General features: G+C 63.8%; 11 protein-coding genes. 5 read left to right on the top strand and 6 right to left on the bottom strand.

Annotation, left to right across the window (positions count from 1 at the left end):
• Nucleotides 1-137 precede the first annotated feature (137 nt).
• Together NCR34_RS18705 and NCR34_RS18710 are read right to left on the bottom strand one after the other, a co-directional pair.
• Entirely contained in the window at nt 138-896 is a 759-nt protein-coding gene (locus NCR34_RS18705; protein WP_250500886.1) for an endonuclease/exonuclease/phosphatase family protein, read from the bottom strand.
• On the bottom strand, nt 893-3,268 hold the full coding sequence (locus NCR34_RS18710; RefSeq protein ID WP_284506610.1) for a VTT domain-containing protein: 2,376 nt from the start codon (nt 3,266-3,268) through the stop codon (nt 893-895). The genes NCR34_RS18705 and NCR34_RS18710 overlap by 4 nt, the downstream gene beginning before the upstream one ends.
• Nucleotides 3,269-3,470: 202 nt before the next feature.
• On the opposite strand from NCR34_RS18710, the gene NCR34_RS18715 reads away from it, so the two are divergent.
• The 4 genes from NCR34_RS18715 (at nt 3,471) to NCR34_RS18730 (ending at nt 6,072) form a co-directional block, all read left to right on the top strand.
• Nucleotides 3,471-4,499 (top strand): aldo/keto reductase, encoded by a 1,029-nt coding sequence (locus NCR34_RS18715; RefSeq protein ID WP_250500887.1) that lies wholly within the window; start codon nt 3,471-3,473, stop codon nt 4,497-4,499.
• Nucleotides 4,500-4,602: 103 nt separating this feature from the next.
• A complete protein-coding gene (locus tag NCR34_RS18720) occupies nt 4,603-5,217 on the top strand; it encodes a LysE family translocator (RefSeq protein WP_250500888.1) in 615 nt (204 codons plus the stop codon).
• Nucleotides 5,218-5,516: 299 nt separating this feature from the next.
• Nucleotides 5,517-5,687: a hypothetical protein gene (locus NCR34_RS18725; RefSeq protein WP_175942283.1), complete on the top strand. Its 171-nt coding sequence runs from the start codon at nt 5,517-5,519 to the stop codon at nt 5,685-5,687.
• 223 nt (nt 5,688-5,910) lie between these two features.
• Nucleotides 5,911-6,072 carry a DUF1328 family protein gene (locus NCR34_RS18730; protein WP_044042785.1) on the top strand — a complete coding sequence of 54 codons (162 nt, stop codon included), beginning with the start codon at nt 5,911-5,913 and terminating at the stop codon, nt 6,070-6,072.
• Nucleotides 6,073-6,147: 75 nt separating this feature from the next.
• On the opposite strand, the gene NCR34_RS18735 is transcribed toward NCR34_RS18730, so the two are convergent.
• Nucleotides 6,148-7,233, bottom strand: a complete 1,086-nt coding sequence (locus NCR34_RS18735; RefSeq protein ID WP_250500905.1) for an MBL fold metallo-hydrolase — start codon at nt 7,231-7,233, stop codon at nt 6,148-6,150.
• 412 nt (nt 7,234-7,645) lie between these two features.
• Between NCR34_RS18735 and NCR34_RS18740 the strand changes: the two genes are divergently transcribed.
• The gene (locus NCR34_RS18740) at nt 7,646-7,912 is read left to right on the top strand and encodes a hypothetical protein (protein WP_244140126.1); all 267 of its coding nucleotides are present in this window, start codon (nt 7,646-7,648) and stop codon (nt 7,910-7,912) included.
• A gap of 9 nt (nt 7,913-7,921) precedes the next feature.
• Here the strand turns inward: NCR34_RS18740 and NCR34_RS18745 are convergent, their stop codons facing one another.
• The 3 genes from NCR34_RS18745 to NCR34_RS18755 form a co-directional block, all read right to left on the bottom strand.
• Entirely contained in the window at nt 7,922-9,706 is a 1,785-nt protein-coding gene (locus NCR34_RS18745) for an IlvD/Edd family dehydratase (RefSeq protein WP_250500889.1), read from the bottom strand.
• Between the two features lie 123 nt (nt 9,707-9,829).
• On the bottom strand, nt 9,830-10,828 hold the full coding sequence (locus tag NCR34_RS18750; RefSeq protein WP_250500890.1) for a LacI family DNA-binding transcriptional regulator: 999 nt from the start codon (nt 10,826-10,828) through the stop codon (nt 9,830-9,832).
• A 47-nt stretch (nt 10,829-10,875) separates the two neighbouring features.
• Entirely contained in the window at nt 10,876-11,523 is a 648-nt protein-coding gene (locus NCR34_RS18755) for an SEN1982 family lipoprotein (protein WP_250500891.1), read from the bottom strand.
• Nucleotides 11,524-11,762: the final 239 nt, after the last annotated feature.

An 11,762-nucleotide genomic window follows, 5' to 3' on the forward strand; every position in this document is an offset into this window, starting at 1 on the left:
GATTCTACATACGCCAGACGCGTTCGTGCGAGTCTTTTGCGTTTTTATATCGTTTTTTCAGGGCTTTTCGTGACATGCGTGGCTTGCTGCTGACACGTACATGCATCGCAGAAGCATCGCTTCCGCTTGCACGTGCATCAGCCGCCGTTCGACGAAGCGTTCGCGATATGCGCGATGAGCGGATAGTGATCGGATGCGATGCGCGAAAGCCGTGTGCGATGCACGTCGACGCGCATGAGCCGCTCGCCGGGATGTACCCAGATGCGATCGAGCGCGAAGAGCGGCCAGCGCGTCGGGAACGTGCGCAGCGCGCTCGCACGATGAAAGTGCGTGACGAGGCGCCGCAGCGTGCGGCCATAGACGAACCATTCGTTCAGATCGCCGAGCAGGATCACGGGAAGCGCGGGCGTGTCGAAGCTCTGAAGCACCTGTTCGACCTGCGCGCGACGCTCGCTCGATGCGAGTCCCAGATGCGTTGCCACGACGCGCCATGTTTCGCCGCCGCAGTCGATGTCCGCGTCGAGCGCGCCGCGCGGCTCGCGGCTGCCGAACGAAAGATCGAGCGTGCGTACCGCCTGCACCGGATAGCGCGTGAGCACGGCGTTGCCATAGCGGCGCTCGGGGGTATCGAGCGTCGGGCCCGGCACCGCATGCAGGTTCGTCATGCGTTGCAGCAAGTCCAGCACGTTCGGCGAACTGCGGCCGCCTAGCGGCACTTCCTGAAGCGCGAAGATGTCCGCGTCGATCTCGGCGAGCACATCGCCGATGCGCTCAGGCGCGAACTTGCCGTCGATGCCCACTGCGCCATGCACGTTGTACGTCGCGATGCGCAGCTCCTTGGCGCGCGCCGCGGTCGCGCTTTCGATATCGATTCCGGCGTCGTGCATCAACGTCATGAGCTGACCTCGTCGTGGCTTCGGGGCGTTGCATTCGGCGATGCATTCGGCGCTGCATTGGCCGATGCATTCGGCGCCGCATCGCGCGGAATCGCGTTGCGATCGCGCAAGACGCTTGCACGCGCCGCTTCTTCGCTTGCGCGCGCTCTGTCTTCGTCGCTCGGCGCGCCTTCGTGCACGACTTCTTCCTTCGGATCGGCGCGGCCCAGGAAGCGTTGCAACAGGATCGACACGGCGATCAACACCGCGCCGATGCCGATCAGCACCGCGAACGAGCCGACCGTCGGATGCCGCAGCGAAGCGATGAGCTGATGCGCGAACGCGACCGTCAGCACAATGCCCGGTCCCATGCCGAGCAGCGTGCCGATAAGAAAGTCCCGCATGCGAATGTGCGACGCGCCCGCCACCATGTTGACGATGGAAAACGGCGCGACAGGCAGCAGCCTCAATACGACCACCGCGACGATGCCGCGTTTGGCGACGCGTTCGGAGAGCCGGTTCACGCGCGCGCCCGCGAGCTTGCGCACCGCATCGCGGCCGAGCCATAAACCGAGCAGATACGAGACGGCGGCCGATGTCATGGTGCCTGCGAACGCGTATGCGCAGCCCCATCCCGCGCCGAACACGAGGCCGGTCGTCGCGATGAGCAGCGTGACGGGCACCGAAACGACGGCCGCCGCCGCGAAGCACAACACGATCCATAGCGGCGCGAGCGGCAACGCGTCGATGCGTCGCGTCGCGCTCGTGAGCGACTTGAGGTTCACGTACTCGCCGAGCGGCGTCCAGTGCCATGCAGCGGCCACGCCGACCGCCAGCAGCGCGAGCACGCCGAGCAGCGCGAAGCGGCCGATGAGCGGCCGCGTCTTCTCGGCGGGCACGAACTGGTCGACGAGCTCATCGGCGGCAATGGGCGTTTCGGGATCGATGAGCGCGTCGGGCGGAATGAGTTGATCGAGTTCGCGCGACACCACGGGATCGAGCGGCACCAGAGTGCGGTGTTCGTCGCGATCGCGCGAAAGAGCCGTGATCGCCGCGTTCAGGCCGCCGCGTGCTTCGCGCTCCCGGACGACATCCTCGACTTCGCAGCCGAGATGTTCGGCGAGCAGCGTGTCGCGCATCTTCGCGATCGCGCGGCGGATGCGCGCGTCGGCGCCCGCATCGATCGATACGTTGCATTCGCTGTCGAGCACCATCGAGCGATTGTTCAGATTCGCCGAGCCGACGATGAGCAGGTCGTCGTCGACGATCATCAGCTTGCTGTGCACGTTGACGATCTGCTCGCCGAGATCGGGCACCGTCGGACACAACAGACGATAGCGGCCGTGCCGGTCCGCCTGCTTCAAAAGCGCGTGCAAACGGGCGCGCAGCACGCCCATCGTGACCTCCTGAAGCCAGCCGCTCTGATTGCGCGGCACCACGATGGCGAGATCGGGACCGTCCTCGCGCGCGAGCGAATCGGAGAGCGCCGCGCCGATGGAGCCCGACGTGAAGTACTGGTTCTCGATATAGATGCTGCGCCGCGCACGCGCGATGGCGTCGAGGTATTGCGTGCGGATCTGCTGCACGGCGGGGCGCCCGAGATACGCGGGTTCGGTGAGCGAGAGCGCGATCTGCACATCGTCGATGTCCACCGCGCGCGAAGGGGGCCACGGATCGCCTTGCCACGCCGCGCGATGCGCGCGGATCGCAAGCCGCCTGCCGCATGCGCGCGACCAGCGCTCGCGAGCGAGCAGGCCGACTTCTCGCGCGGCGTCGCCATCGAACATGGAGTGGACATCGTGAAACGGCTGATACGCGGTACCGTTCGCGTCGCGCCGATGCGGGTCCGCCGGCGCATGCGCGGGCGTGTCCCAACGCGAGCGCGTCAGGTCGAGGCCGCCGACGAACGCGAGCCGGTCGTCGATCACGACGACCTTCTGATGCTGTGAGCCGCCGAGCGGATGCTTGCCGTCCATCTGGAACGCGACGCGCCGATGCGTGCGCCAACCCATCTTGTAGACGGGCAGCCATTCGCGCTCGAAGGCGTACAGCATCGCGAAGTCCCACGCGAGGATGTAGATGCGCAGCCGGCGCTTCTCCGCCGCGATGGCATGCAGGAAGTCGCCGAGCGCTTCGGGATAGCCGTCGTTCGCGCCTTCGGGCGTGAGCTTCATGCGGCTGTCGATGTCCCAGCCGAGAATGAACACCGTGCGTTCGGCGCGCGTGATCGCCTCGCGCAGCACGCGAAAATAATCGGACCCGTCGATGAGCAGGCTGAAGCGGTCCGCATGACGCACGCTTGCACAGTTGCGTCCGGGCTCGAAGAAGGATGCGCCGAGGTCGTCGGTCGTCGTGGCGTTCGCACGGGAAACGCCCGTGGATGTGTCGTTCAAATGCTCTCCGTGTGAGAAGGCATGCGCAAGAGGTCTCGCGTCAGCAGTTTGCAAGCCGCATGCCCGCGAACCGGAGTGACCACAGTCGCCGCTGCGCGCGAACGGCGCTTGCGGTAGTCTCGTCAATCGACGTTATCGACGTTCACTGCAACGCGTGAACGACATCCTCTTTCAACGCAGCGTTCAACGACAAGGACACGCAATGGAATATCGACACTTAGGCGCTTCCGGCTTCAAGGTTCCGGTGCTCAGCTTCGGCACCGGAACGTTTGGCGGCAAGGGCGAATTCTTTCAGGCCTGGGGCGAGACCGACGTGAGCCAAGCGCGCCAGCTCGTCGACATTTGCCTCGATGCGGGCGTCACCATGTTCGACTCCGCCGACATCTATTCGCACGGGTCGTCGGAATCCATTCTCGGCGAAGCGCTCAAAGGCCGGCGCGACAAGGTGCTCATCTCGACCAAAGCCACCTTTCGTTTCGATGCGGACAATCCCAACAGCGTCGGGTCCTCGCGCTTTCATCTCATCAACGCGGTCAACGACGCATTGAAGCGCCTGCAAACGGACTACATCGACCTGTTCCAGCTGCATGGTTTCGACGCGAAAACGCCGGTGGAAGAGACGCTTTCCACGCTCGACGATCTCGTGCGCGCGGGCAAGATCCGCTACACGGGCGTATCCAATTTCTCGGGCTGGCATCTGCAGAAATCGCTCGATGTCGCGGACCGTTATGGCTATCCGCGCTATGTCGCTAACCAGACGTATTACTCGCTGATCGGCCGCGACTACGAATGGGAACTCATGCCGCTCGGTCTCGATCAGGGTGTCGGCGCTGTCGTCTGGAGTCCGCTCGGCTGGGGGCGTCTGACGGGCAAGATCCGGCGCGGACAGCCGCTGCCCGAATCGAGCCGGCTGCACAAGACGGCCGACATGGGCCCGCCCGTGCCCAACGAGTATCTGTACCGCGTCGTCGATGCGCTGGACGCGATCGCCGCCGAAACGGGCAAGACCGTGCCGCAGATCGCGCTCAACTGGCTGTTGCAGCGTCCGACGGTGGCCACCGTGCTGATCGGCGCGCGCAACGAGGAACAGCTGAGGCAGAACCTCGGCGCGGTCGGCTGGAACCTGACGGCCGAACAGGTCAAGCGGCTCGACGAAGCGAGCAAGGTGCGCCCTGCATATCCGTACTGGCATCAGGAAGGCTTCGCGGAGCGTAATCCTTCACCGGTATAACGGCTGGCGCGCCGTACCGGGATTCATATGCGCATCTGTACCGGTACTGTACAGATGCGCGCCCGTACACTGGCAGCAATCGACCTTCCATTCGGATTGCGCCATGTCATCTCCGCTCCTCAGCGCCCTGCCCGCTGCCGCGCTTTTCGCGCTCGTCATGAGCATCACGCCCGGCCCGAACAACACGATGCTGCTCGCCTCGGGCGTCAACTTCGGTCTGCGGCGCACGGTGCCGCATGTCCTCGGAATCAGCGCGGGCGTGGCGCTTCTGATGCTCGCCGCAGGCTTCGGTCTCGCCGAGGCGTTCGGCCATCTGCCGTGGCTCTATACGGTGCTGGAGACCGCGAGCGTCGCCTACTTGCTGTATCTTGCGTGGAAGATCGGCACGTCATCGTCCGTGCAGACGCGCGACGGCGAGCGCCGCCCGATGCGCTTTCACGAAGCCGTCGCGTTTCAGTGGGTCAATCCGAAAGCATGGATGATGGTGCTGACTGCCGCGACCACCATTCATCTGCACGCGAGCCTTTCGCTGAATGCGGCGTTCATGGCGCTCGTGTTCATCGTGATCGGCCTGCCGTGCATCACGGCGTGGGCGGCCTTCGGCGTGTCGCTGCGGCGCTTTCTCGCCAATCCGCGACTGTTGCGCCTCTTCAACCTGACGATGGCCGCGTTGCTTGTGCTGTCGCTGTATCCCATCGTCGCGCATTTCTTCGAATGACGCTCGTCTTGAAACCCGAGGCCCGGCGGCAATAAAGCGCTTTGCCGCGAAGCAGGACCGGCGCATACTCGGCGTACGCGCCGGCCAGGCAAAACTTGCCGTCCCGCTTGCAAGAATGGGACGGCATTTTTCTATCCGCGTCTCTGTCAGACTGCCAAGACGATCGCGCGCAACGTCCCGTAAGCGATCCTTTAAGGCAGCTTGATCTGCCGCTTCATAGCCGATGCGGCATGCCGGTCTGCTCGTTCTTCGCGCCATATGCGATGGCGCGGCCTCGCAATCCGTTCAAGGAGTACGCCATGTCTGGAGCCAACCGCCCATCCGGTCCCGCCACGCGCAAAGCCCTCGACCTTGCTGATCAGATCGAGCGCGACGAATTGGAGAACCACTTGCTGGATGCGCAAAGCCGCGTCGACGATGACGACGAAGACGACGAGGAAACCGACTCCGATCGCACGCCGGGACGTTAGCCCGCTGACGAGCGCGCCCGACGCCGCAATGCCCTTTCGAACGGGGCATTGCGGCGTTTTTGTTTCTGCGGCCGGCACATCCGCCGAATTAGGCACAGCGGTTGCTTTGACCCTCGTGCCGCCAAACCCTGAACAAAAGCGCGGCACGACCGATGAGCGAAGGCGGCAACGGTTTCAGTCCGCATGCAAATCGAACTACCAACCGAACCCCGTAGGAGGCCTCATGCTCCGTTACGCTGCAATTTTTTTCATCATCGCGATCATCGCGGCCGTTTTCGGCTTCGGCGGTATCGCAACGGGCGCGGCGGAAATCGCCAAGATCCTGTTCTTCATCTTCATCGTGATTTTCCTCGCGACTCTGCTGCTCGGCGTGTTCAGGCGATGACGATTGCTTCATCGCATGCGTTGCAAGCGGAACGCGCGGGCCGGATGGCCCGCGCGTTTTGCATTGTCTTAATTGCTACGGCGTGCTTACGGATTTCTGCGCGACCGGCGCATCGAGACGAACCGTTTGTCCGTGCATGAGTACCGTGAAAGCATCGGCGGGCAGACCCGCTTTTCGAACCGCTTCGGAGAGACGACGCGGCGGCTCGTCGAGCGGTTCGTCGGTGAGCTCGAACGTGCCCCAGTGAACGCCGATGGCACGCTTCGCATGAATGTCCTCGAAGATGCGCACGGCCTCTTCCGGATCGACGTGCTGCGCATGCATGAACCAGCGCGGGTCGTAGGCGCCGACGGGAATCAATGCGAGATCGAAGCCGCCGAAGCGCGCGCCTATGTCGCGAAAGTCCGGCGAATAGCCGGTGTCGCCCGCGAAGAAAAACGAATAAGGACGCGCCGATCCCGGCGGTGTCTTGACGACCCAACTGCCCCATAAGGTCTCGGCGCGATCGAACGGCGTGCGAGCCGACCAGTGTTGCGCGGGCGCGAACCATATATCGAGTCCGGCGGCGTGCGTTTCATCGCCCCAATCCAACTCTTCGGCGTTCTTAATGCCGACGCTCGTCATCCACGCTTTTACGCCCATTGGAACGAGAAAACGCGGCGCGCCTCCCGCTTGACGGTTCAATGCCTCGACGCTCGCTTTGTCGAGATGATCGTAGTGATTGTGCGAGATCAGCACGATATCGATATGCGGAAGCTCATCGAGCGTGAGCCCGGGCGGCGTCTTGCGCTTCGGCCCGATGAATGTGAACGGCGAAGCGCGCTCGGAAAACACCGGGTCGGTCAGCACGTTGACGCCGTTTATCTGCACGAATGCAGTCGAATGACCGATCCACGTGAGCGTATCGACGCTACGGTTCGACTTGAGAAACGCAACGTCCGGACGCGCAACAGGAAAGCGATAACCGTTTGCGGGCGGCTTCGGCAATCCCTGCGTGAAGCGTTGCCATTGCCACTTCCAGAATGACTCGCGCGGCAGATGGCCGTAGTTGTTTTCAAAGCCCGACGACGTGTGCTTCGCGTGATGCAGCGGTTGCGGTTCGCTCGACGTCACAGGCGCTTCGCTACTCACAGCGGTTCCTCCTGTCGCGCATCCGGCCATGAGCGAGAGCGCACAGACCGCAATCCGCGCGTATGGTCGAACAACACTGGCGGCAGCATAGGCGAAGCGCATGTCGTGATCTTGAGATGAGATTCCGCATTGCACATTCGTTCATACGGAATGTAGAAAGGGAGGCGATGCCCCGGTTGGCTGGACGTCCACGCGAACGACACGATAGACGCGAGCCCCACGAATAAAGGCTCACGAGCAATATGCGCGCCGTCGGCCCGCTTCTTGCCTATGTCTGCGGCGCTGATCTCAGCAGCTAAAAAAACCGACACAAAGAACCAACAGCGGCGCGCATGCAGGATCGCGCAGTACGCCAGCAATACACGGGGGCCCCTTGGGCAGCAGCAAATACAGAAGTCTCGCGTCACGCACGTTCAACCCACAGCTTCACCCGATGCACGCGATGCTGGTTTCGCGCAGCGCGTCGCATATTGCGAGCGCGTTCACGGAGACCGGACGCGACGAAGCGCTTGCAGAAGGCATCGCCGCTGTCATCGCGCATTGCGGACACGCAGGGCTCGGGCTCTTTCTCGCGGCCGTCTGGCACTGGCTCGACGAGCGAGATTATTACGACGCAGCGGACGCGGTGCAGGACTACATCGAGAAGGGCAAGATGCCGAAGCTCAAGGCCAAGCCACAGACCGCGCGCCCACGTGACGCGCGTCTGTGACCTCGCTGCTTAGTGCGAATGCCGCGGATTGCCGCGCGTTTCGATGACCTTCAGGTAGAGCGTTGCGGGCTCGAGACATCCGCCCGTCGATAGCTGACCCACGGTCTGCCGATAAAGCTCCTGCCACGGCGTTTGCGCGACCGGCACGGCAAACGCCGCGTCCTTGCTGCGGCTTTGCAGCTCCGCTTCATCGATCAACACGTTGACGGAGCGCGCGTTCAGATCGACACGTATGCGGTCGTTGGTGCGCAACAGCGCGAGGCCGCCGCCGACCGCTGCTTCCGGCGACATGTTGAGAATCGACGGACTCGCCGACGTGCCGCTTTGCCGGCCATCGCCCATGCACGGCAGCGAATCGACGCCTCGCTTGATCAGGTCCGCGGGCGGCGCCATGTTGACCACTTCCGCGCTTCCCGGATAACCCACCGTGCCGCAGCCGCGAATGACGAGAATGCAGTGCTCGTCGATTTCGAGCGACGGGTCGTTGATGCGGGCGTGATAGTCCTCGGGGCCATCGAAGACAATGGCACGCGCTTCGAACACGTTCTCGGCGCCCGGCTCGCTCAGATACGTCTTCCTGAATGCCTCGCCGACCACCGACATCTTCATGATCGCGCTGTCGAAGAAGTTGCCCGACAGGACCATGAAGCCCGCGCCGTGCATCAGCGGTTCGTCGGCGGTACGGATCACGTCCTGATCGGCGACGGGCGCTTCATCGGCGATCTCTCCGATCTTGCGGCCGGAAACGGTAAGGCAATCGCGACGCAAGAGTCCCGCCGCATCCAGTTGACGCAGCACTGCAGGCACTCCGCCCGCGCGATGGAAGCTCTCGCCCAGAAATTCGCCTGCGGGCATGCAGTTGACGATGAGCGGAATCTCTTCGCCGTAACGCTGCCAGTCTTCCAGACTCAGTTCTATGCCCATGTGCCGCGCAATCGCGATCAGATGCGGCGGGCAGTTGGTCGACGCGCCGAGCGCGGACGCCACGACGATCGCGTTGATGAACGCATCGCGCGTCATGATCTTCGACGGGCGCATGTCCTCTCGCACCATGTCGACGATGCGCTTGCCCGTTGCGTACGCCATCTGTCCGCGCTCGCGATACGCGGCGGGAATGCTCGCGCACGTCGGCAAGGACATGCCGAGCGCTTCGGCAAGGCTGTTCATCGAGAGCGCGGTGCCCATCGTGTTGCAGTGCCCGATCGAAGGCGACGAAGCCGTCGTCAGGCGCATGAAGCCTTCATAGTCGATCTCGCCGGCCGCGAGCAGATTGCGCGCATGCCAGATGACCGTGCCGGAGCCGACGCGCTTGCCTTCGTACCAGCCGTCGAGCATCGGGCCGCCGGAGAGCACGATCGACGGCATGTCGACCGTTGCCGCCGCCATCAGGCAGGCGGGCGTGGTCTTGTCGCAACCGGTCGTCAGCACGACGCCATCGAGCGGAAAGCCATGCATGATCTCGACGAGGCCGAGATAAGCGAGGTTGCGATCCAGCGCGGCGGTCGGGCGGCGGCTCTGTTCTGCGAGCGGATGCACGGGGAATTCCATCGGAATGCCGCCGGCATCGCGAATGCCGGCTTTCGTGCGCACTGCAAGCTCGATGTGATGCCGATTGCACGGCGCAAGGTCGCTGCCGGTTTGCGCAATGCCGATGATCGGCCGGCCCGACTGCAACTCTTCGCGCGTGAGACCGTAGTTCATGAACCGCTCGACATACAGCGCGGTCATGTCGGCATGCGAAGGGTCGTCGAACCATTCCTGACTGCGCAGGCGGCGGGGTGTCTGTTGGGACATGGCGTCTCTCTCCGTGGGGTTTGCTCTCGCGCTCTCGCGCTTTCGCGTTTTGGGCGCGCGAGCCCGGTATAGTTACCGGTAACATCGAAGCATGTTAGCACGCATTCGTGCGACGTCTAAGGCTCAGGCGCTCTCTCGCGCCAGCACCTGATACGCGATCCGCACCCGCTTGCTCGCGTGCTTGACGGCGCCCTGTTCGCGTTCTTCGAGCGCGGCCAGCAATACCTCGCCCGTGCGCAAGCCGATGCCATACGCATCGACGGATACGGTCGTGATCGAAGGCGTGCAACATGCCGCGACCTCGAAGTTGCCGAAGCCGGCCACCGCGATGTCGCCGGGCACCGAAAGCCCACGCCGGTGACACTCCATTATCGCGCCAAAGGCCGACATGTCGCTCACGCACATCACGGCTTGCGTGTCGGGCCACGCCGCGAGCAGCGACGCGATGGCGGGTCCGCCGTGGCTCATCGTGATCGGCGATTCCCCGAGACGCACGACGCGTTCAGCGTCGAGACCGAGCGCCTTCATCTCCATGCGAAAGCCCTTGAGGCGGTCGAGGCCGCGTCGATCGAGTTCGCTCGCTCCGCCCACGAAACCGATGCGCTTATGGCCGCGCTCGGCGAGATAGCGCACCATCTCGCGCGCGGCGTTCACGTTGGAGAAGCCGACCGCGGCATCGATGGGATCGCTCGGGAAGTCCCACATCTCGACGACAGGCACGCCCGAGCGGCGCAGCAAGGTACGCGTCGCATCCGTATGACGCGAGCCGGTCAGCGCGATGCAGCGCGGCTGGTGCCGCAGCATCGAGCGAATCAGGCTCTCTTCGCGGTCGAGGTGATAGTCGGTGTCGCCGATCAACAATTGCAGCCCGTGGGGCTCCAGCGCGGCGGCGAGGCCGCGGACGGTATCGGAGAAGTTGGAACTGGCGAGCGACGGCACCATGACCGCGACGAACTCGGAGCGCCCGGAGGAGAGCGCGCCTGCGGCGGCATCGGCCACGTAGCCGAGTTCGTCGATGGCCTGCTGTACGCGTTCACGCGTCGCCGATGCAACGCTATGACCCGCCAGCACGCGCGACACCGTCATCTTCGACACGCCGGCAAGCCGCGCGACGTCCGACATGCGCGGCGGGACGCGGGGGAGATCCTCGGCAGTAGCAGATATGTTGCTCAATCGACCCTCACCCAGCCGTCCGGACGCTGCTCGAGCGTGACGTGCAGCTTCGTTTCGCCGGCTTCGCGGTCGGCGGCGGTGAGGTCGGAAAACGCGCGCTTGATGTCGCGGTCGTCGGCCCAGGGCGCGACGTTGTCGAGCTTGTACGTGTAGGTGACGTCGGAGCGATGCGTGGTCGGGTCGGGCTCCGTCCACGCGGTCACTTTGTCCAGCTTGACGCGCGCGTAACAGATCATCGAGACGCGGGAGTCCGCTGTGGCGTTGGGATCGCCCGCCTGGCGCACGGTTTCCACCGCATACTTCTGGCCCTCGCCCGTCAAGCTGTAGGCGACGCCGTCCTGCTTGGCATTGGCGTTGGCGGGCGACGCGGCAGCAGTGCGCGCGATTAAGCCGCTCTTTTCCAGCGCTGCCAGTTGCTCTCGCAAGGCCGCGGCCGAATATTCGTTGAGGTCGCGATTGCTATAGGTAGACGGAAACGTGAAGGGACCCCGGCCGCTGCGATTCAGGCATAGCAGGCCGCGGTTGGTCTTCATGTCAGCGGAAATAGCATCGCCCAAGGTGGACTCGCTCGCATCGTTCTTTTTGCCACAGGCCGCAGCCAACAGCACGACGCTGACAGCGGCGATCAACAGGCTCGTTCTCATGTGCGCTCCGGTGGTATCGGCGTAGTGGTACACCTGCGATGCCATTCTACCGACAGAATTGTCGCCTCCGGGAAGCGTCGGCGTCGGGACTTTTGCTGAATCTGCCGCCCGAAACGCAAAAACCCCACCTTTGCGGGGTGGGGTTTTTGTTTTGAGCAAGGGGGAGCCTGACGATTACCTACTTTCACACGGGCAATCCGCACTATCATCGGCGTGGAGTCGTTTCACGGTCCTGTTCG

Source organism: Caballeronia sp. GAWG1-5s-s (assembly GCF_023631445.1).
Taxonomy (GTDB): domain Bacteria; phylum Pseudomonadota; class Gammaproteobacteria; order Burkholderiales; family Burkholderiaceae; genus Caballeronia.